Origin of the sequence: Sporolactobacillus caesalpiniae (assembly GCF_040513385.1) — a bacterium.
Taxonomy (GTDB): Bacteria; Bacillota; Bacilli; order Bacillales; family Sporolactobacillaceae; genus Sporolactobacillus.
Window position 1 is genome coordinate 180,002 of sequence record NZ_JBEVCB010000004.1, and the last position, 21,928, is coordinate 201,929.

At 41.9% G+C, this 21,928-nt stretch carries 21 protein-coding genes; 8 read left to right on the forward strand and 13 right to left on the reverse strand.

Translation table 11 applies throughout. The annotated features are described in order from the left end of the window. Positions 1 to 3: 3 nt before the first annotated feature. The gene (ilvB, locus tag ABWW58_RS09275; RefSeq protein ID WP_353868864.1) at positions 4 to 1,710 is read right to left on the reverse strand and encodes a biosynthetic-type acetolactate synthase large subunit; all 1,707 of its coding nucleotides are present in this window, start codon (positions 1,708 to 1,710) and stop codon (positions 4 to 6) included. Positions 1,711 to 2,263: 553 nt separating this feature from the next. Here ilvB and ABWW58_RS09280 point away from each other — a divergent pair. After that, entirely contained in the window at positions 2,264 to 2,818 is a 555-nt protein-coding gene (locus ABWW58_RS09280) for a hypothetical protein (RefSeq protein WP_353868865.1), read from the forward strand. 23 nt (positions 2,819 to 2,841) lie between these two features. Here ABWW58_RS09280 and ABWW58_RS09285 read toward each other — a convergent pair whose 3' ends face one another. From ABWW58_RS09285 to ABWW58_RS09310, 6 genes are all read right to left on the reverse strand, one after another. Further along, positions 2,842 to 4,152, reverse strand: coding sequence for a hypothetical protein (locus ABWW58_RS09285; protein ID WP_353868866.1), 1,311 nt, complete (start codon positions 4,150 to 4,152; stop codon positions 2,842 to 2,844). A 140-nt stretch (positions 4,153 to 4,292) separates the two neighbouring features. After that, entirely contained in the window at positions 4,293 to 6,122 is a 1,830-nt protein-coding gene (locus tag ABWW58_RS09290) for a DUF262 domain-containing protein (RefSeq protein WP_353868867.1), read from the reverse strand. A gap of 332 nt (positions 6,123 to 6,454) precedes the next feature. Beyond that, positions 6,455 to 6,640: an amino acid transporter gene (locus ABWW58_RS09295; RefSeq protein WP_353868868.1), complete on the reverse strand. Its 186-nt coding sequence runs from the start codon at positions 6,638 to 6,640 to the stop codon at positions 6,455 to 6,457. A gap of 28 nt (positions 6,641 to 6,668) precedes the next feature. After that, positions 6,669 to 6,944, reverse strand: a complete 276-nt coding sequence (locus tag ABWW58_RS09300; RefSeq protein WP_353868869.1) for a hypothetical protein — start codon at positions 6,942 to 6,944, stop codon at positions 6,669 to 6,671. Between the two features lie 61 nt (positions 6,945 to 7,005). Then, on the reverse strand, positions 7,006 to 7,626 hold the full coding sequence (locus tag ABWW58_RS09305; protein WP_353868870.1) for a C39 family peptidase: 621 nt from the start codon (positions 7,624 to 7,626) through the stop codon (positions 7,006 to 7,008). A 254-nt stretch (positions 7,627 to 7,880) separates the two neighbouring features. Then, positions 7,881 to 8,288 (reverse strand): alpha-amylase family glycosyl hydrolase, encoded by a 408-nt coding sequence (locus ABWW58_RS09310; protein ID WP_353868871.1) that lies wholly within the window; start codon positions 8,286 to 8,288, stop codon positions 7,881 to 7,883. Between ABWW58_RS09310 and ABWW58_RS09315 the strand changes: the two genes are divergently transcribed. Next, positions 8,283 to 8,786, forward strand: coding sequence for a substrate-binding domain-containing protein (locus tag ABWW58_RS09315; RefSeq protein WP_353868872.1), 504 nt, complete (start codon positions 8,283 to 8,285; stop codon positions 8,784 to 8,786). The genes ABWW58_RS09310 and ABWW58_RS09315 overlap by 6 nt on opposite strands. 165 nt (positions 8,787 to 8,951) lie before the next feature. Here the strand turns inward: ABWW58_RS09315 and ABWW58_RS09320 are convergent, their stop codons facing one another. From ABWW58_RS09320 to ABWW58_RS09335, 4 genes are all read right to left on the reverse strand, one after another. Beyond that, the gene (locus ABWW58_RS09320) at positions 8,952 to 9,266 is read right to left on the reverse strand and encodes a type II toxin-antitoxin system RelE/ParE family toxin (protein ID WP_353868873.1); all 315 of its coding nucleotides are present in this window, start codon (positions 9,264 to 9,266) and stop codon (positions 8,952 to 8,954) included. After that, entirely contained in the window at positions 9,263 to 9,526 is a 264-nt protein-coding gene (locus ABWW58_RS09325) for a type II toxin-antitoxin system Phd/YefM family antitoxin (RefSeq protein WP_353868874.1), read from the reverse strand. The genes ABWW58_RS09320 and ABWW58_RS09325 overlap by 4 nt, the downstream gene beginning before the upstream one ends. Before the next feature lie 97 nt (positions 9,527 to 9,623). Beyond that, complete coding sequence (locus ABWW58_RS09330; RefSeq protein WP_353868875.1) at positions 9,624 to 9,920, reverse strand: acylphosphatase; 297 nt, start codon at positions 9,918 to 9,920, stop codon at positions 9,624 to 9,626. Between the two features lie 106 nt (positions 9,921 to 10,026). Then, entirely contained in the window at positions 10,027 to 11,622 is a 1,596-nt protein-coding gene (locus ABWW58_RS09335; RefSeq protein WP_353868876.1) for an alpha-glucoside-specific PTS transporter subunit IIBC, read from the reverse strand. A 614-nt stretch (positions 11,623 to 12,236) separates the two neighbouring features. Between ABWW58_RS09335 and ABWW58_RS09340 the strand changes: the two genes are divergently transcribed. The 5 genes from ABWW58_RS09340 (at position 12,237) to ABWW58_RS09360 (ending at position 16,496) form a co-directional block, all read left to right on the forward strand. Further along, a complete protein-coding gene (locus tag ABWW58_RS09340; RefSeq protein WP_353868877.1) occupies positions 12,237 to 13,595 on the forward strand; it encodes a 6-phospho-alpha-glucosidase in 1,359 nt (452 codons plus the stop codon). A gap of 186 nt (positions 13,596 to 13,781) precedes the next feature. Then, positions 13,782 to 14,567, forward strand: coding sequence for a MurR/RpiR family transcriptional regulator (locus ABWW58_RS09345; RefSeq protein WP_353868878.1), 786 nt, complete (start codon positions 13,782 to 13,784; stop codon positions 14,565 to 14,567). Next, positions 14,564 to 15,061: a hypothetical protein gene (locus ABWW58_RS09350; RefSeq protein ID WP_353868879.1), complete on the forward strand. Its 498-nt coding sequence runs from the start codon at positions 14,564 to 14,566 to the stop codon at positions 15,059 to 15,061. The genes ABWW58_RS09345 and ABWW58_RS09350 overlap by 4 nt, the downstream gene beginning before the upstream one ends. Before the next feature lie 36 nt (positions 15,062 to 15,097). Further along, on the forward strand, positions 15,098 to 15,601 hold the full coding sequence (locus tag ABWW58_RS09355) for a PTS sugar transporter subunit IIA (RefSeq protein ID WP_353868880.1): 504 nt from the start codon (positions 15,098 to 15,100) through the stop codon (positions 15,599 to 15,601). A gap of 40 nt (positions 15,602 to 15,641) precedes the next feature. Further along, entirely contained in the window at positions 15,642 to 16,496 is an 855-nt protein-coding gene (locus ABWW58_RS09360) for a Cof-type HAD-IIB family hydrolase (RefSeq protein ID WP_353868881.1), read from the forward strand. Between the two features lie 791 nt (positions 16,497 to 17,287). Here ABWW58_RS09360 and ABWW58_RS09365 read toward each other — a convergent pair. Both ABWW58_RS09365 and ABWW58_RS09370 read right to left on the reverse strand, forming a co-directional pair. Further along, entirely contained in the window at positions 17,288 to 18,328 is a 1,041-nt protein-coding gene (locus ABWW58_RS09365) for a lactonase family protein (RefSeq protein WP_353868882.1), read from the reverse strand. A 237-nt stretch (positions 18,329 to 18,565) separates the two neighbouring features. Beyond that, positions 18,566 to 19,840 (reverse strand): hypothetical protein, encoded by a 1,275-nt coding sequence (locus tag ABWW58_RS09370; RefSeq protein WP_353868883.1) that lies wholly within the window; start codon positions 19,838 to 19,840, stop codon positions 18,566 to 18,568. A 204-nt stretch (positions 19,841 to 20,044) separates the two neighbouring features. On the opposite strand from ABWW58_RS09370, the gene ABWW58_RS09375 reads away from it, so the two are divergent. Beyond that, positions 20,045 to 21,559, forward strand: a complete 1,515-nt coding sequence (locus tag ABWW58_RS09375) for an AMP-binding protein (protein WP_353869079.1) — start codon at positions 20,045 to 20,047, stop codon at positions 21,557 to 21,559. Positions 21,560 to 21,928: the final 369 nt, after the last annotated feature.

Below are 21,928 nucleotides of genomic sequence, written 5' to 3' on the forward strand. Positions count from 1 at the left end.
GACTCACACCCCTGTCATTTCCATAAGGCCTTTGCCGGGAGGAACCATCGGCGCAACGTTTTCCATTTGCTTGACAGCGCAGTCAACAAGCACCGGTGTATCGGTCGCAAGTACTGATTTAATCGTCGCAGCTGCACCTGATGGATCAGTCAGCCGATGAGCCGAAATTCCATAGCTTTCCGCAAGTCGGACAAAATCGGGCTGCACTTCCGGAATTGATTCGGCATAGCGTTCTCCATAAAAAGCTTCCTGCCACTGCCGAACCATGCCCAGCGTATGATTGTTCAGGATAAAAATCTTAACCGGAAGCTTGCGTTCTGCAATAACCGCAAGTTCTTGAAGCGTCATTTGAAAGCCACCGTCGCCTATAATCGCCACAACCTTTTTCTGCGGACAAGCAATCTGAGCGCCAATGGCAGCCGGAAGGCCGAAGCCCATGGTTCCCAGTCCGCCCGAGCTGACAAAGCGGTTTGGCTGTTCGAAATGATAATACTGAGCCGTCCACATTTGGTGCTGCCCGACATCGGTGGCTACAACAGCGTCAGGACCGGCAAAGCGGCAAATCTGTTCAATGACGTATTGCGGCAGCAATTCCCGGCTTGCCAGCACATGATCATAGCGAAGCGGATGCGCATCGGCGTAGCCGTTTAGTTGATTCATCCAGTCGAGATGATCCGGCATTGGCTCGTTCAAAGCGTGCAGCAATTGATCAAGGACCGCCCCAGCATCACCAACCAAACCATAGTCGGTGTGCACCACTTTTCCAATTTCTGAAACATCAATATCGACGTGCGCCACTTCAGCATTCGGCGCAAACTTTTCAAGATTCCCGGTCAGTCGGTCATCAAAGCGTGAACCGATATTCAGCAGCAGATCGCATTCGGAAAGTGCCATATTAGCAGCAAACGTTCCGTGCATTCCACCCATTCCAAGAAATAGCGGGTGCGATGCGGGCATACTTCCGAGGCCTAGAAATGTCGTAACCACCGGCAAATGACATGTTTCAGCAAATACCCGCAATTTTCTCGCTGCATGAGCATGAAGCACACCTGCTCCGGAAAGCAGCACCGGCCGTTCAGCCTTCTTCAACGCTTGAACGAGTTGATTCACCACACGGGCATCTGCCTTGTTCGGCACACAATAGCCGGGAAGCTGGAAATCACGAACCAGATCCGGCGTATTTTCCAACTGTCCCGCGCAAATGTCCTTCGGCAAATCGACCAAAACCGGACCAGGACGTCCACTTGTCGCCAAGAAAAATGCTTTTGCAACCACCTCAGGAAGCTCGCTCGCATTGTGGACGCGGAAATTGTGCTTAGTTACCGATCCGGTAATTCCGATAACATCCGCCTCCTGAAACGCATCGGTATTAATCGCCTGAAGCGTCACCTGTCCGGTAAAAACAACAAGCGGCAGTGAATCGATCAGCGCATCCATCAATCCTGTGACAAGATTCGTCGCACCAGGACCGCTTGTTGCAAGGACCACACCCGGTTTTCCCGAAACCCGGGCATAGCCTTCGGCAGCGTGCACTGCCCCCTGCTCATGCCGGGCAAGCACATGGCGCATGTGGTGGCGATAAACCGCATCATAGAGCGGCAATACCGCGCCTCCCGGATAACCAAAAAGCACTTCTGTTCCCGATTGTCTGATCAATCGAATCAGTAAATCTGCACCAGTTTCTGTGCGTTGTTCTGTTCTTTCGGTCACTTAAGGTTCCTCCTCTCTTTTTCTGTATAAGCCTTTGTCTCTGAGGCACTTCATCCTTCTCTGTGTTTTTCTGCCTCAAACCCTCGAAACCCGTCTCAGATTTTTCATATCTGCAAGCGGAAATTTTTGGGTTGGCACAAATGTTAATCACTTTAAAAAATTCAGTCAACCCCTCTTTTTGTATTTTTCTCGCCGCTTTTTAAGCGCTCTTATGGAAGAAAATAACTTAAAAAAATTTTTTGAGCAGTAAGCAAACTTGTTGCAATTAGCGCAATCAGTAATTTGTGCAAATTTATTATTGACACCGATTTCCAGCAGTGCTATAGTTGCGTTACTAAAAAATTCGACAATTCAGGTAAGGAGCAATTTGCTATGAATCGCCCATTACAACGCATGGTTAAAGCCATTATTATTATTAGCTAGGGTCCTGGCATCCGTTGACAACTTAACGAATGCATGGACCCAGATTCGCGTTGAATGGGTTCAGGCAAAGCCGCCCATTCATAATCGAATGGGCGGCTTTTTATTGTGATTAAAACAAGGAGGATTTTCTATGAACAACCAATTCTGTACGAAACCAAACGTTCACATGTATCTCACATGGCTGTTGGTCAGTTTGTTTCATAGCGTTTTTTTCGGAAGTAGCTATGTTACATATGGTTCTTTGAAAAAGACAAGTGGGCCAAAAACACGGGCTTCGTTTCTATCTGTTCGGTCTGCGCTTCTTCGTTTTCTAATCGCAGCACGACTTAGACTTGTTCCCAGCAAGCAATCAAACTGTTCATGCTCTGTTTCTCATGACGGATTTTCAACTTTGAGATTTAGATCTATCCTCCCGGCAAGCACAAGCGCGCCGCATCAATTCAAAGCAGGGCGAAAAAACCAGACAGCATCGCACCCGGCCATTCATCCTCTGATTAAAATTTTTCACATATGCATTACAAACATCAAAAGCACTATTCATCAACAGTTAGTCATTAAAGAAATCGGTATTACTCGTCGATTAAAAATGATGGTTGGTTTTCACTTGATTGATCGTTCAGATTTTTGTTCGAGAAATATAAAATCAAAGAAAGCGGCGGCGGATCAAGAACCTATTGGGGCTTAAATCAAAGACCGGTGCTATATCGCTTAAAAGATGATTCCGCTTCCACCCTCAGCAATAACAGTATGTTTAACATCCAATGTGTAGTTTTCCTTATTGAACGTGTGAACATATCGATTCAGTGTCACTTGGCCAATATCATTGATCGTGTAAAAAATCACAACAGGGTTTCCTTTACTGTTGTAATAAAAATTAGGCTCAATGATGTCAGGAATAGGTTCATTCATATCCCAATCATAATCATTTTCCAATACCTCTGAATCCTCATTCAATGGCAAGATTTGATCTCTTCCCCAGGAAACACCATGCCATAAAGCACCGAATTCATGCAACTCATGATAAACTACTGACGCTTGGATATAAGATAATGGCGTCTGGTCACCTTCAATGGCACTCATAAAGTCCGACAAAGCAATATTAGGCCTAGGGGATGATATAAAGTCATCAACATGATCACAACTTTCCGGATCCGGCAATTCTTTATCTATTGGAATGGCCCACACAATTCCGTTCCCATTGCCACCTGCTAAAAACTGATAGGCTCTTAACTTATAACCATCCCTAATCCGCAAATTTGAAAAGCTTTTAACTAGTATCTCTGGATTGTCTAATGATTTCTGCCACCCATCATTTAACAACTCATGCAAATAATTGGTTCCTTTGGATTCTGTATTTACAAGCAAATTAGGTTTAGTCGCATAAACAGTGAACCGCTGCACACGAAATTCTTGATTATAGATGTTAACTAGATCCTCAAGCATTAATGGCCTTTTAGTTGGTATCAGTGGACAAGGATGATAATAGTCATCACGATATACATGCTTCTTTCCAAAGGATCGAATCCCAGATTCACGAATACGTTCTAACCACGCATCTTTTATTTGCTTACCCAAATGATTAAATTTATCTACGCCCCAACCAAGCAATATCCAAGGATGCTTTCTTAATTCACTCGACGCAACTAAAGATTCCGTTAGTTTGTATTCACCAGTTGCAACAGCATCCTTTAATTGTTTCATTGCATTCTGGGATTTGGTATTTTTCAATGTGAACAAATTATAGATGTACAGCCTACCGGAAATTGGCTGTTCGCTATTAATTTTTTCGAGGAATTTGATTAATTGTTCCATCGTAGGATCAATATTGATACTTCCGCTTGCAACTCCAGATCGCTCAAGTTTCCTCATTAACTTTACATCCAATGATGCTGATCCTGGATTCAATAGCAGACAGGCACCTAACGATTGATCAGAATCCCCCCATTGAATGAATGCGGAAGTTCGATAAATGTTGATTCCTCTCATTTCAAATGTGCCATGCGCTTTGAGTTGAAACATCATAATAACCCTTTCATTTAAAATTTGTAAATTGTTATCCTCATATTTCCCTTGCAGACAGAGATGATATCATCGGTTCCCAACTTGGATGTTATCTTCTTGTATTAACTTCACAGAATTTTCAGCCACATTGAATTAATTTAAATTTCTTTTATTTTCCACACTTCTTTTGATAATTGGATCAAAAGCGCTTGTCTTTCCTCAATAGTGTTTGCGTTCCAAGCATTAAATGCTTTTAGAAACAGATTGATTCGATTTATGGAACTATTATTGCCGACAACCACAAGTCCGGTAATGCTGCTTGTCAGATAATGCTTGCTTTTTTTATATTCAGCGCATTTTTTATTAAAGAAATCATTGCTAGCTACAATGTTGATTGGTTTCTCCAATAGGGTTAAATTTCCGAGCATGTTTTTGTATTCATCATAGTTCTTGTCAGGATTGTTCATGACGAATTCGTCTTTTAATTGAGTAGTTGGCGTGTTGGGCAGTATATGTTCAATTTCAAGAGATACGTAGTCATCAAGAGCCCCTGGTGTTTTTAATCCTTTATAAGCCATATCGACGAATTGTGTCAGCTTGGCAAGCAAGTAACGGGTACGATAGCGTTGCATGGAATACAATGTATACCTCTTTAGATCATCCGCAAGTTCAACCGATTTTGCGGCAACATTTTTGGTAAAGTGATCATTCAGAAACTGATTGTATTGCTTGGTCTGCTCACTCGGATCCGTTATGCTGCAAATCTCTCTGAGTTCATCCGCCCACAAAGAAAAATTGCGTTCCAATTCTTTTGTTGAGGTCTTTGTAAAAATGTAGTAGAAAAGGAAACTCTCAAGCTGCTCGACAAAATGATCAAATAATGATTTGGGAAGATTGCTCCCTGCAAGGAGCAAGACGTAGTGCAGACTAAATGCACCACCGCATAACTTTCTCAGATGATTCATCTGTAGATTGTATTGTCCGTCATTTCCACGTCCTTTTATATAGTCAATATATCGACTGACATTGAGAATCAAATGATTTACAAATTCAAAAGGCCTTTTTTGATAGTTACATAAAGCAGCATTAGACTTATTGGCAAACCAATCATAAATTTCATCTTCACGAACAACATAGTCGTTCCGGTTATTCTTAATCTTGTAATTTGCCATAAGAAAATAACGGAGAAAACGCAGTGGTTTCTCTCCATTCTTCTCCAACGGCCCAGTAACCTTTTTCCACATGTCCTTCAACTTGTTAAAGTCGCCTTTCTGAACTTGTGCGAACAACAAATTTTTCAATAAGTCCATTGGATTCAAGCCTATACCGCGCTCATTGATGGTCTCAAAAATTTTCAGTGCACTACTAATATCCGTCGAAATTTGGATGAAAATCACATTATTAGACAGATAACCCCAGTATTTTTTTAGCAAGCCTTTCTCTTTATAATTATCATTCAGATATCGGTAAACAATATCATAGGCGTTTAATAGATTTTCCAGAGAGCCGAAAGATTGAATTCCAGCTGCATAAACTTCATTTTTAGTCGTAACAGGATCAGAATTAATCTCCACCAATTTGCCCATCAGTTCACTTGCATTTTCATAACGTGGATCTAATTTTAAGGTTGAAATTGTGTCTCCTTCAATATTGGTATAACTTGTAGAAATTAATTCGCTGATCGTCTGGTACTGGGGAGCTCCCTGAAACAGATGTCTCAAAGCACATAAAATGATAAAGAATGTAGTTAAGCGTTGTTGCCCATCAATGACTTCATAATGATTCTTCACATCTGTTGGGGAAACGAGAATCGTTCCAATAAAATATTCTTTACCAGAACCACTGGTCATCTCATCGTCAATATCATCAAGGAGCTGCTGAACTTCCCGGTCGGTCCAGACATATTCACGTTGATAATCCGGCACAACATAAAAACATGCTCTAAAAGCTTCATCAATACTGTATTTATAATTTTCGAGCTTAGCCATCGAGTTTCTCCTTCTATGAATGTTAGTTGCTACGCAAAAATAATTTGTTGATCATTGCTTTGGAATACTTCTTTGTATGGATAGAAATTTAATATAGAAGGGATTATGTTGATCGTTATCATGATGCCTGATTATGCGAGGTATTTGATCATAAAAACACATGCCAATTATACCAAAAATTAACCGTTTTATTACTCTAAAATGGTAATTTGTAAGATTTTCCTTGAAAATGATGCCTTTTGTTCAACGTATGCCTAACAAACAAATCACTTCCATATCAGAAAGTGATTTGCTCATTACTAATAATATTGGTAAATTCTTATGAACAACTACTAATTAATTAATATGCTCAGAACGATGATCAGTAATGTACTCACGACAACACAGGTGATCAGCACATAGCCAATAATCCGAATCGGTTTCGGGAGTGTTTTCATTTCAATTTTTTCTGGTCTGCCGGTTGTCTTGTCAAAATGATCGATGACATCGTTGAAGGGCTTCTTCTCTTTTTCGAGCATTGTTCATCCGCACAGCATCAATAGTATCTCAGCTAAATAGCTGCTTTTGAAAAAAAGCTTTCCTAGTATGAATCGTATAAAGCAAAACCAGAATTGACCATATCATATTGCCAATGAAGGGCTGTTGATGGTGCGCTGACGTTAGTGCCAAACTTATTGTGCCAAAGAGAAACGAATAGCTGATCATTGCCCAGAAGCCCCATTTTCTAAGCTTCATATATCCATAGATCATGACCAGTGTGGCAAGAGCAAGCGCTACTCTGAATGGATATTCTTTCCCCTGAGGGCTTAATGCACACAGCATGATAAATTTTTCCTTCATTAATATTTAATAAAGCTTTCTAGGATGATCGCCGAATTTTTATTCAACTCACCACCAACGCTCTACGTCCCATCGCATCATAGATCTTGATGAACTTGTTCTTCTTCACCTTCACATTTTTTCCACTCAGTTCGGTGGATTCGCAGTCATTGAAGTAGACGTAGTCACTGTCTACGCCGGTGACAACGATGCAGTGCAGCGGTCTTGGGGCGAAGACCTCTTTGCCTGCCGGTGTATGCCAGTATCTAAGGATTGGCATTTCATGAGAAATGGTGAACCAGACAAGGACAGGCTTTCCGTTTGACACATAATCCTGGATGACGCTGAAGTCTTGGCCATATAGAGCGATCCCGCCGCTCCGGTATTGGTCGAGCACTCGTTTTAATGGATTGGGATTAATCGTAATGCCATCACCGCGAGGATCGCCGACAAAACCGTCTTCTGGATCGCCCCATGTTTTAATTGAGCCGTCTTCATTGCTTGTCATCGGTGTTGTGTCGAGGGGCATTTGGTCAACAATCGTTTGCTTGTCGATGTTTATGCCGTAGTAGTGGAGCGCCATCGTTAAGGCGACGCCTTCACATCCGGTAGGCAGCTCCGGCCTTTGTTTGATCAGGGGTACATCTAATCGTTTTGTTGTGTCTGACTGTTCATTTGCGGTCAAATCGCTCACATCCTCAAGTCGTTTTTTCGTTGCTGTATGTATTGGATTTTGATCTGTTTTTTTTATGATTTCCATAAATATTATAACAGACGCACCCTATTTGCGAGGAGCACGCTGAAATATCTAACGCCTTGCCTCATATAGTTTTTCCTTTTAAAAAAACTCCATTGCCAAAATCCAGAACGAAGGTAGAGAAAAAACGTTCCATCATTTCAGCATAGGAGCTTAGTTGATGTCTTTTTTTACGATTGCATTCAAGACAACAGATAGACGATTGCCTCATAAGGCTTTATCTGTAACTCATCATGCAGATCTGTTTTCCGATCATAGTTATTGATCAAAAGCTTCCCACTATAGTGTTTGAGATCCTCCGATAAACGATAGGTCTTTTCGTGATCCGAGAAGTTCGTCACAACAAGAAGTGTTTCTTTTTGACCAACTCTTCGAAATGCAAAAATCTGTTCATCTTCCTGGGCATCTAATTGATACTCGCCATTCGTAATAATGTCATATTTTTGACATAGTTCAATGAGCTTCTGATAATAGTAGAATACCGAGTCTTTTCTTTGAACCGTTTCCGCAACATTTATCTTTTGATAATTTGGATTAATCGTGAGCCATGGTTCCCCGTCACTGGTAAAATGGCGGCCAAGATTTTGCATGAGAAAGGCGCTAAATCTTTGCTCGTTGTTTCGCGGTTATCAGACCACGTGAAAGAGAGCTACGGACAACGAAAAATAGGTTTTATTGATTATTGTGAGGAACATAACCTTAATTACAAGGTCTTTGATGTTAACTGTTCAGATGTAAAATATACAAACTTGCTTCGAAACTATCTAAAAGAACAATTTGGTGAGCATACACGTACGGACATCGACGGTATTTTTGCTGTCTCTGAGCAGTATGCCGGGATTTGCTGCTTCGAATTACGCTCCCTTGGACGATTAATACCCGAACAAGTACAGATTATTGGTTTTGACGGCAGCAGACCTTATCCAACACAACCAATCATAATTTCTTCACTGAGACAACCTGTAGAAGAGCTCGCCCAATCCAGTATCAACATGTTAAATGCATTGAACAGCGGCATCAGCCCGGATAAGATTCAAAATATTATCCTACCCGTTAAATTTATCCAGGGAATAACAACTAAGCAGTGATTATTGGATGAACGATTTTGCACATTTTTTAGAGAATTAAGCCCAAAGCTTTAAGTTGATCTGCGTCTCGAAGTTGTGGCGAGAAAGGAAGGAAAAACAATTTTAATTGATGAATAGCTTTCTTATGATGCACTGCGCTGAGAGGATCAAAAAAGTCACAAAAACCTATATCAAATGCTCCCAGTTTCGCTTGCTGTAAAGGATTCGGATAATCGAAACTACGCGATCCTCTTCATGAATAAGATAAAAGACAAGGTAATGATCAACGACTATTCTTCGAATTCCCCGAGAAGCTAAATACTGATCAGTCACACAAGGATAACGAGTCGGCATTTCAGATAAACTCATCACGGTTCTTTTGATTTTGGCAACGAGCTTTTGAGCCGTTTCCGGTTCTTGTAATTCCTTTGCGATATATCTTGAAATTTCCTGCAGATCATTCACTGCCGATATACTCATTATTAAATTATAGGTACTCATTCAGTCAGGCCGTCCTCAATTCGCTTAAACGCTTCATCAGCAGGTATGGCTTCATCATTTTTTAGAGACTCTTCGCCTTTGGCTAATAAATTGTAAAGCTCAAACTTTCCAACCAGCTGTTCATAGGTATCAATACTCATAACCGCCAGATCTCCCTTGCCATTCTTCGTAAGATAAACAGGCTCAGAGTACTCATGACAAAACTGCGAAATTTCATTGTACTTATTTCGCAAATCAGAACTTGGTCGTATCTCAGGCATCATCCACACCTCCAGATTTTATTATATGCATATTTTATCGTTTTATCGATATCTAATCAAGTGAACCATTTATGATAACAATTCATTTAGCATGGCATTAGACAGTTGCTTTTTCATCAAACGCAGTGTAGTTCTGAGGCGCGCACATGTGAATTTCAATGTCTTCAACTCGAGCAAGAAAGGTCCCACGTCTGATCTTTCGAATGAATGAATCCACTTGCTGAGCTGTCCCTTCAGCTGCTATTTCCACTCGCCCATCGTCTCTGTTTCTGATCCATCCTTTTATGTAATGCTGAGCTGCGATTTGTTTGATAAAGTACCGAAAACCTACGCCTTGAACGCGACCGGAAACTATCAAATGTACACTTTTCATGGCATCATTTTCTTTAACCATTTTTGTTGTCCCCCTTTCATTTTTCAAATCAAAACACCTTACCCATGAATCACGGCAAGGTGTTTGACAAGAATAATGGATCTGTCTCGAATTGATTATTTTTTCCTTATTGAATACCCTTTTTTATGAGTTTCTCAAATTCTTCGCGAACCTGAGGAACCGACAAACCGACAATAACCTGGAATGCTTTGCCATGGCGGACAACACCGTGAGCACCGCCTGCTTTGAACGCTCCATCAGGCTGAACGATGCTATCATCCTTGACAGTGATCCGAAGTCGTGTTGCGCAGTTTGTGACATCTTGAATGTTGTCGTAGCCGCCAAGCGCATCGAGATAAACAGCGGCCGATTCCGTAAATTGATTGCCTGCTGCTCCATTTTTCCCGCCTGCTACTTTATTTTTGTAATCCGCTTTGGTATACAGTTGAGTCTCTTCCTCATCAGCTTCACGTCCAGGAGTCGCAAAGTTGAATTTCAGAATTAAGAAACGGAACAAGAAGAAATAGATGGCAATAAAAATTATTCCGATAATCCATTGAGCTACATAGGTCATCCAATGATTCGCAAACAGTGGAATCCAGTTCTTGGTCGCCATATCAATGATGCCGCTATCCATACTGCCGACAACACCGAAAAAGTACATCGTCGCGTCCATGAGACCGCAAAGCAGTGCGTGAACCACAAACAACACTGGAGCTGCAAACAGGAACGTGAATTCAAAAGGCTCCGTGATTCCTGCCGCAACGGCTGTCAGAACAGCTGGAATGAGCAGTGCGAGTAGCTTTTTTCTTTTCTCAGGTTTCGCTGTTACGTAGAATGCAGCGGCAATGCCAATAGGCGGCCAAATTTTATCGTTACCAAACAAAGCAAAGCCGCCTGCTGGGAACAGCTGTTTTAACGATTTCGTTGATTCAGAGAAACTCTGCATATTGGCAAGCCAGCTCTTAATAATTCCATCTGGAGTCACTGCCGGCCCATACATGAAAGGAAGATAGATAAAATGATGAAGTCCGGTCGGGATCAGTACACGTTCAAGAAAGCTGTAAATGAACACTCCGATAACTCCCGATGAAGCCATGAAAACCTGCAGTGATGAAATTCCTTGTTGCACCATCGGCCAAAGCCAGCAAGCTAAAAAGGCAACGGGAAGCATGGTGAAAAAGCCAAGAATAACAACAAATGCGGATCCTTGGAAGACCCCAAGCCATTCTGGTAGTTTCGTATTAAAGTACTTGTTGTGCAGCCAGACAACAATCGCCGAAAGCACGATTGCACCGAGAACGCTTGTATCCAGCGTCTTAATTCCGGCAATTAACTTTAAGCCTGTTCCCTGCACCTGGGTCGGATCAACATTGAAATTGACGCCGAATGTTTTGCCCCAGAATCCTAGGATCGTATTCACATAATAATTAAAAGTAAGATAAACGATAACGGACTCCATTGCCGCCCGTCCATTGGCTTCTTTTGCGAGACCAATAGGCAAACCAACAACAAACAGTAATTCCATTTGATTAAATACTGTCCACCCACCATTCTGAATAATCATCCAGAACTTATACCAAAAGGTGCTCGTATCCGCGATACCGCCGACAATCAATGGATTCGTCAACATGATTGATATTGCTAGCATTAATCCTGAAAAAGCAAACAATAATACAGGTGTAAACATTGCTCCGCCAAAACGTTGAATCTTTTGCATCATCTGAACCGCCTCCTGTTTAATATCTGATAGGACCCATTTGAACGACATGTAATTCAAATTCCAATTATGAAAACGCTTACGTGATAATTTTAAGTTAAATAAACACGTTTACAATACATTTGTGATAAAGCGGGAATAAGTCACCATTAAAGAGAAAGGTTTCAACTGTTGGGAATTGTCACAGGCTTTCACATGTAAATTATGGAAAAATAAAGTAAATCGTATGCATCAATACTAAGGCTGTTCGTTTTGTTGCGGAGCCTCTGCTTACATTATTACTACACTTTCTTCATTGTTTTCATTGAATCCTTTCAAGTGACGAGATTATCAAATCACTAATCCATTTTGTTTTCAAAAGCCCTGAAAACAGGGCTCCCGTTTTGACAGATTTTTAGAAATCATGTTCAGGCGCACAACTCTTTATCCATTGCAAGAATCTATCCAGATTAGCCTTTGAGAAAATTCCCAAGAAACGTGACTTTACCCAATGAAGAAAACGCTTTCCCTATTACTCTTGAAACTATTGTAACCGTTTAGAAAATGAGTAACATGAGGGATGTAGACGAAAATGAACCAAAAAAATCAATCAGAAACTTAAAATGGAGGGATTCATAATGAAGAAGTTTTCCATTGTAATTGCCGGCGGCGGAAGTACCTATACCCCAGGCATTGTCATGACACTACTCAAACACCTGGACCGTTTCCCGATCCGTCAATTAAAGCTTTACGATAATGACGGCGAACGTCAGAAAGTCATTGGCGACGCATGCGAAGTCATCCTTAGAGAAAAAGCACCGGAAATCAAGTTCGTTGCAACGACCGATCCAGAAGAGGGTTTCACTGATGTTGACTTTGTTATGGCTCAGATTCGTGTCGGAAAATATGCAATGCGTGATAAAGATGAAAAGATTCCATTGAAATACGGCGTTATTGGTCAAGAAACCTGTGGCCCCGGCGGTATCGCTTACGGCCTCCGTTCCATCGGCGGTGTGCTGGAAATCGCTGATTATATGGAGAAATATTCACCGAATGCCTGGATGCTCAACTATTCAAACCCAGCCTCAATCGTTGCCGAAGCAACTCGTCGTCTGAGACCGAATTCGAAAATTCTCAACATCTGCGATATGCCGGTCGGTATTCAAGAACGAATGGCTCAGGTTGTCGGCCTTAAATACTACAACGATCTGGAAGTTCGCTATTTCGGACTGAATCACTTCGGCTGGTGGACATCTGTTCGTGACAAACAAGGAAACGATTTGATGCCGAAGATTCGCGAGTACGTAGCGGAACACGGCTATCTGCTTCCTCATGAGCAAGGCACTGAGGCCAGCTGGGAAGCCACCTTTGGTATGGCGAAGAATACCTTTGCTCTTGATCCGGAGCGTTTCCCAAATACCTACTTACAATACTATCTGTACACGAAATACGAAGCGGAACACATGGATCCACATCATACACGTACAGATGAAGTTCGCGCTGGTCGTGAGAAATTCGTATTCAGTGAATGCCGAAGAATCGCGGCGTCACAATCAATTGAAGGCTTGAAATTCGAACCGGACGATCATTCGAACTACATCGTTGATCTCTCCCGCGCGATCGCGTACAACACACACGAACGCATGCTGGTTATCGTTGAGAATAATGGTGCTGTCTCCAATTTCGAACCGACAGCTATGGTCGAAGTCCCATGTGTTGTCGGAGCAAATGGTCCGGAACGATTGGCTATGGGCACAATCCCGCGTTTCCAAAAAGGTTTATTGGAACAGCAAGTGGCTGTTGAAAAACTAGCGGTTGATGCGTGGGTTGAACACTCTTACTTAAAACTATGGCAGGCACTGACCTTGTCGCATACGGTTCCGGATGCAGCGGTAGCTAAGAAAATCCTTGATGACTTAGTTGAAGCAAATAAAGAATTCTGGCCGGAATTGAAAAAAGACGAAAAAGTGAACGCATTGGAACTTAGTTTAAACTGATCACTCATTGCCAATTGCCTAATACCCTGCTATGCTTTTTAGTAGCAGGGTATTGGAGTATCAGGGCTTCTCACGTTTTCCCTTTCTGAAAACGTTCACAACTGAATGCCTGCTCCCACAAACCTTGCTCATTAATCGAAACTTAACTTGAAAAAGTTATGGTTTCAAGGAGACAGGATTATCCTAATGAAGCTTGAGATGCTGATTAATAAAAATTACGACCAACTGAATGAAACCGATTTATCCACTCTGCATTACATCATTGACCATAAAAAAGAATGTGCGGAGCAAAGCATTACAGAATTGGCTAAAAGCTGCAAAATTTCAAAGTCATCCATTCTGCGCACTGCTCAGAAACTCGGCTTTTCCGGGTTCAGTGAATTTAAATATTCACTGAAGAACGACCTGGAACCCGAACTGGAACAGAGCATGGACTATATCCAGCAGACCTTAACAGACATTCGCAAGACGATGGATTTATTTAATAAAACTGATCTTGCGCCGATTTATGATAAAATCAATTCGGCAAAGAATATATTCGCTTACGGAACAGGCTGGGCACAGCGTAATGCAATCAATGACTTGGAACGTAATTTTCTTAATAGCGGTAAGATGATTCATAATCTTGCGGCAAAACGGGAACTTGAGATGATTATTCCCTACCTCAGTGAAGAGGACCTCTTGATTGTCGTTTCGTTGAGTGGCGATATATCAGATATACTTGATAATATTCGTTTTCTCAGTATGAAAAATGTTCCCATTCTCTCAATAACCAACACTCGTTTTGAGCGTAACGAGTTAGCTAATCTTGTACCTTACAATCTCTATTTCCTTGCCAAAGAATATCCGATCCATAAGACAATGCATGTCTCGGAGGATCCGACAGCTTTGGCTGCGTTATCCGTTCTGTGCGAAGCATTCTTTTTTGGCTATGTTAAACAAATTTCAGAAAAGGAAGGCGGTAGACAATGAAACATAGAATCCGAAGCCTGCTTATGATTCAGATATCTTTTAAAAAACTATACGGATATCTGACTGCTTTCACGCTGATTCTCCCGTTCCTTTATGTGGCCTATCTTGTTTTGACCATGATACGGGAAAAAACCGATTTTCATACACTGCTGCTCTCTCATCCGCTTTATTCGGTAATGTTCATGGCAGTCATGCTGAACTTGTTTTGGGGCTATCTTCTGTTTCAATTATCTCGTGACCTTGACAGCACGGAAGGAAGAAATTTTAGTTACGTAATTTTAGTTCTACTGTCCATCTGTCAACTTTTAGCAGGCAACATTGTAACCGCTATCATGTCTGCTTTCGTTATAATGCATTCAGACGCACAGCTGAAAGACAGCTTTTCGATTCGCAATTTGCTGCACTATCGCTTGTTTACGGCAATGGCAGCAGGACTAGTTCTTCTCTCATTGCTGTGCAGCTTTGCATTGACAAGACTGACTTTCTTTAGTTGAAAACGAGTTAACAAAAAATTGAAAGAGGCGATTGATATGTTCGGCAAACTATTTCAAAAACAAACACTGAAAGAAGAAAAGGTTTATGCACCAATATCAGGTAAATCTCTAATGGTCACGGATGTTCCTGATCCGGTCTTCTCTGAAAAAATGATGGGTGAAGGAATGGCGATCACACCGGATATTCGGACACATACCATCGTTGCTCCCGTCGACGGTGAAGTGATTCAACTCGCGTCGACCAAGCACGCATTCGGCATCCGCTCGAAATTAGGCGAAGAGGTTCTTGTCCATATTGGGCTGGATACCGTAGAGCTCAAGGGCGAGGGCTTTGAAAATCTCGTTAAAGTCGGAGACAAGGTCAAAGCGGGTCAACCAGTGATGAAGGTGGATTTTGATTACATCAGTGAAAAAGGAAAAGGAATCGTTGTCCCGATCGTGATCACGAACACTGCGGAAGATAAATTTTCTTTTGCATGGTCAGAATTGACCCAAGTCAAAGCCGGGGAATCCGTACTCTTTACATCGACACTCAAGTGAAAGCAACCGGCCACAATTAAAGTAATGAGGAGTGTTGCTTGTGAAACTGGTCGCCATTGATCTGGACGGAACACTATTAAACAAAGATCATAGAATCAGTGCCGAAAACATGCATGCGCTATCGGCAGCTTCAGAACACCATATTGTAGCAATTGCAACAGGGCGCGCAATCATGGATGTTCGGGCACTACTTAGGAATAAAGTGCGGCTGCCCGTGATCGCTTCGAACGGGGCGACCATTTTTGATCGCAGTGGTCAGCTTCTGAGTGAGGAGCCGATCCCTCAATACGCCGCTGAAAAACTGATTGCCTATGCGGAACACCATCATCTCTACTATGAGGCAACAGTGGAAAATGATCTGCTCGCACCACCGGACGGCAAGCTGATTCTCCAGAAAGAACTTGAACAATCAGAAGCGTATCTGACAACAGAAACGGCGCAAAAAGCTTGGGCGCGAGCAGAAGTCCAGTTTAATCAGGCAGGTTGGAAACCGCAATCAAAGATAAGTATGCTTATTCACCGCGGTTGTCCTGTTTACAAACTACTCATTTTTTCCTTTGATAAACATGTTCTTGCTGATTTCAAAGAGCATTTCGCTGATCGAACGGATAGTTCTTGCACCAACTCGGTTGGGTATACAGTGGAGTTCAACTCAAATAAAGCCGACAAGGGCAAAGCAATCCGCCAGTTAGCGAAACATTACGGTGTCAACCCGAAAGATACCATTGTCATCGGCGACAGCACAAACGATCTTCCCATGTTTCGCACGGCCGCAACACGGGTTGCTATGGGAAATGCCATTCCTTCGATTAAAGAAATCAGCTCCTATGTCACGCTCGACTGCAATTACAATGGCGTCGCATACAGCCTGAAAAATCAGCTGGCATTGTTTTAATTCCATGAAAAAAACAAAATGGCCACTCGCTGATTCAGTGAGTGGCTTTTTCAATTGCGTTCTTTGTCCATTCACTTTGCCCCATACCTTCTAACGGCAATAACCGGGCAAAAAACGCCCGGTCCTTACTTCCACAGGATGTGATAACTTTCGCGTTGCTTGCAGGACGTATGCGTAGTTAGCGAAAGTTCCATTTCCAGTTCCATTACCTTAGCGAAAGCTCCCTTACACTTAGCGAAAGTTTCTTACAATACGAAAGTTCCTTTGCTCCAAATACCGTTTTTAATCATCATCAACCTTGTCTTGAACAGACATTTCTGTTTCACACTGGTAGGAAAGTATAAGAAAACATTTAAAGGAAACGAGTGTAAGCGGTCCGAAAAAACGCCGCGTCCTGCAGCTCACCGAACACTAGGCCGTCCATGGCCGTCGCAACTAAGTCTCCGCCTTCGCCAGGGGCTTGGCGAAGCCAAGTTTTCTAATAAATCATTTGGATCCTTAAGTAAGTAACATGGCCGGAATAAAATAAGCGGAGATTTTCCGGTTATATGCATCATGGTGCTTGTTTCACCGGGAAATAAGGGTAATTTTTCCGCTTATTCACAGAAAAAGGCTCCATTTTCATGTTTTTCGATTCGATAAGCGGAATTTCTCCGTCTATTTAAGCAATTTTTTCATGCAATTTCTAATTAAGCGGAATTTTTCCGCTTAATTATCAGATTGGGCGCTTACCTGATCGCCCAACCGAATTTTAGATCTCATTCCTACACACACTCAGCAATGATTTAATTCTATTTAAGAAATTTAACACAAACCGGATTCGGAACAGATAATGAACTCCTGAGATTCGTTAATAAACCCGTTTCCTTATTCCGCTTAAAGAGAACAAGATTGTTCGAGTTTTGATTGGCGACAATCACAAAATTTCCTGATGGATCCAATTCAAAATCTCTTGGCCATTCACCGCCTGATGGACAAAATCCTACCGGTTTCAATGTGCCTCCTTCTTCACGCACTTGATAACTACCAATGCTGTCATGACCGCGATTGGACACATAAATAAATCGACCATCCGCTGAAATTTTGATCGCGCCTCCTTGATTATGATCTTGATTGTTGTCCGGTAAGGAACTGACAGTTTGCACGCGAGTAAAGCTTCCTCTTTCAGGATCAAACTGAAGCACAATGATTTCTGAACTTAACTCAGACAATACGTAAGCGAACCGTGCATTCGGATGAAAAACAAGATGTCTCGGTCCGGTTCCGGGAGCAAATATACAAATACTGCGCTGCTGGAATTGTTCATTTTGCAAATCATAAGTGATCAGTTGATCTGTTCCAAGGTCTACAGTTACGACAGAACGCTGATCCGGGGTGAAGTCAGCAAAATGAACATGCGCGTGCTCTTGACGCTCCGGATTTGCACCGTGCCCTTCGTGATGAACGGTTGTAATCTCAGTCAACTCATTGTCTTTTTCTGTATTCCATCGATAAGCGGCAGCCGCGCCTTTATGATAATTTGCTGCCACTAGAATCGTATCGTCGTTGTTCGTATTGAGATAACATGGAGGAGCACCCTCTGTGAGATCCTGAGTTATTTTCTTCAGCGTCCCGTCCTGAGAAAGAGCAAAAGAACAGACACCGCCCTTATTTCCTTCTTTGACCACTGAATATAAACGTGTCTGATCTTTGTTGATCGCTAGATAAGTGGGATTGTCTAAATGTGCGGCAACCTCCAAACTGCTCAACTGCTCCTTGTTCTCATCAAGTGAAAAAGAGTAAATACCTATGCTTTCTCCATTCGTATAAGTACCTATATAACCAAGTCCCATGTGCCATCCTCCTGCTCTTTTTTAAAGATTATATGGTGAGCTATCTTTCCCCACATACTGTTTCACTTCTACCATCTGTGTAGAAAACCTAAAAGATTAGGCTTGTGTATACTTTTATGTTACACGGTATTTTATCAGGCACAATGCTACGTGATCATTCCGGGAAAACGTTTCCAATAATGAATTTGTTATCAGCTATTGGGAATTTTTCCAAAGAATTACCTTGTTCAGCAAAAATTAATCAAACAACTTATCTAAAGCTACCACTTCTCCACTGGATGCATTCACACCATAGTCACAGTCTAATTTTCCGCATAGTATATATTGATTTTGTTTAAAATCATAGACATAATAAGGCTTTAATTCGAGAAACGGTTTAATTTTCGCGTATGCTTCTTCCTTTGTCACCGTTATTTTCCCAGTTGTTTGAAACTGATCAATCGAATCCAAAAAAGGTTTGTTATCAACAAAATTGCATAGGTGAAGGGTGTTGCAATCAATCATAAGGGTGAGTTTTCTTTGTAATAAAAGTCGATTTTTATGAACAGGCCTTACTACGGCAAGGATGTACCCTTTATCACGGTACAACGCTTTTAATGTCCATTTTCCTGATTCGTCCGGATATTCTCGGCTTAAGAACGCTTTAACCGCATCAATGCACATCTTCTGTTCCGATTTTTTGATTGGTAACGAATCCGGATTCGGCTCACGTGAGAACGCCTGCTCAATTGTTGTTTCATCGGTCCAGTGAATCACTTTTCTTTTGCGGTGTTTGCCCAGAGGCTTGTCCCAATAAATCGTCTTATCTACCAGGTTAAATGGTCGTTCATTCATGTCACTTATAATGCCCTCATAGCCAATGGTCGTCATGCAGTTATTCGTGACATAAATCTCGTCAATAGCATAGACAGGAACGCGTTCTTCTTGATCAAATAGAGGAATTTCGGTAAAAATCAAGCGTTCTTCCGCCAAATGCTCAATCTTATCGAGTGTCAGCGAGTACGTATCTTTTTTAACTTGCTTTTCAGTCGGTGCATGTACATAAGCTGAAAACATCGTTAAATTCCCTTGCGGATCGCATTTAATCTCAACCCAGCCCGAGGGAAAAAGTGCAACTCCGTCCACACATTCGCTAAAGGACAACTCGTTCGTTTCATCTTTTTTCTGTTGAAATTGCTTTCTGTAGACGAGTCCTGTCTCCTTTTCCACCCATTTGATCATATCCTGTTTCTCGTCAAATTTGACCCCACTGGCAAAGGAACGATTGTTGACAAAAATGACGCTTTTCACTTTCTCCGTATTCACGTCAATCTCAATCACTGCTGTTCCATCCGGATTTTCATCCTCTGCATGTGCCGGACCTTGGTTTGGAAACCATTCCATAGATAGTGTGTATTCCGTATCATTAAAGATGTTAACCTTCCGAAATAGTTGATAACGATCCAAATAATAGTTCTGCAATCCGAATTTGGCGCACGTTAAGTCAATGATTTTCTTTAGTCTTGTATCCATTCCTACCAGTTCCTCCTAATTTTACATTCGCTTCTTCCATTCATTGTTCCTCCATGCGGAAATGAACAGATAGACAAGCACATTAGTTTTAAGATAGTAGTAGATATGTCCATAATAAGGGTAAGGGCAGCGTTTTGAAACATTCTGCCTTGCTTTTCGTAACGATTAATGTGATAAACTGAAACTGAATGCTTTTACATGGGAGTGAACGTTTTGACGTTACAAATACCTGAGGATGTGAACTTATTTGATGAGATGGTCAAACAGGCGAAGGCACATCCGAAGAAAGTAGTTATTGAGGATACAAGCAGTTCATACACCTACAAGAAGTTCTTAATTGCGGTTACTATCATGAGCAAGAAGCTGGAGCAAACAATCGGAAATGATCAGAGAGTCGGTCTCTATCTGCCTAATGTGGTCGGTCAGGTCATTGTGCTCTTCGGTCTGTTTAAAAACGAACAAACGCCTTGCCTTTTAAACTTTACGATGGGCGCGACGAACATCATCGACTGTATTGAAACTGCTTCACTCGGAACAGTGATTACATCACGAGAATTTGTTAAAAAGGCAGATCTCGGTTTCGTTGTTGAAGAAATGGAGAAGCAGGTTAAAGTAATCTATCTTGAGGATCTGGCGAGCGGGATTACTACCTTTAATAAAATTGCCGGTCTGATCGAAACAAGGACATCTGGATTAAAGAAAAAGGCGCCCGGCGAAGTGATCCTATTCACTTCCGGTACGGAGTCAAAACCAAAAGGTGTTGTGCTGACTCATCGCAACATTTTTGCGAATATTAAGCAGACCTTTGCACATATCGAAGTCAGAGAAACGGATCGTATTTTCAATCCGCTGCCGCTCTTCCATTCATTCGGCATGACGGTTGGTTCCATTTTACCGCTTGTCACGAATGTAAAAGCGTATCTTTACCCGTCTCCGCTCCGCTACAAGGAGATTCCAAAGGCAATTGAAAAAGATAAAAGTACGCTTTTTGTCGCCACAAACACCTTTTTTGAGAACTACGCCAAATTTGCGACGAAGGAACAGTTCCAGACGCTGCGCATTGTCGTTGCCGGTGCAGAGAAATTGCAAAATGACGTTAGGAAAACCTACCAGGATAAATTTGGGATCACCATCTTAGAAGGTTACGGAGCAACGGAAACCTCGCCAATTATCTCTCTGAATACGCATGAGCGTTATAAGGCGGGCACAGTTGGTCCGTTAATCCCCCTGATGGAAGCGAAAATCGCTAAGGTCGAAGGGGTTAACGAAGGCGGAAACCTGATGCTCAAAGGCCCGAATGTGATGAAAGGTTATCTCATTCATGGACAAGGGTTTGTTCCTTGCGGCGAATGGTACAATACCGGAGATATTGCCGAGATTGATAAGGATGGATTTATTCACATCATTGGCCGATTAAAACGGTTCGCAAAAATTGCCGGCGAGATGATCTCTCTGAATAAGGTTGAAGAATTAGCCTTGGAATGCTTTGGTGAGTCTAATTTCTATGCTGTATGTATTCCCGACAAGCGAAAAGGGGAACAAATCATCATGTTCACAACAAAGCCCAAGGTTTCGTCGCGAGATCTCAAGAAGTTTATCAAAGGTAAGAAAATGTCGATGCTCTACATGCCGGTCAGCATTGAAACGATCAATGAAATCCCACTCCTAGGAAGCGGAAAACCAAACTACTGGAAGTTGGAGAAACTGGCAAAAAAGTAACTATAATAAAGCGATTAATTAAACCGCCCTTCAAAATGATCGTTCGCTCTAGGGCTATAATCCTTGGGCTACCCGGCCAGCGTCTTAATGCGCTGGTCTTCATTTTGTTCAGGCTATATTGCCTTTGTCACTTTGCTATCGACAACCTCTAAAGAAAACTTGCCGATTGGCAAGCCTTGGCGCAGACAGAGGTTTAGTTGCACTTACACTAAATTCCTCTAAATTTTTATACTTTCTTATTTGTGTAAAAAGAGGGCAGGGCCACACCAAAAAGCTAACGACTACCCTTGATGTAGCGGAACCGGTTTTACCGTAAAATAAAGTAACCCGGGAATGGGACAAGATTTTATTCTTCCCCTTTGTCAGCGG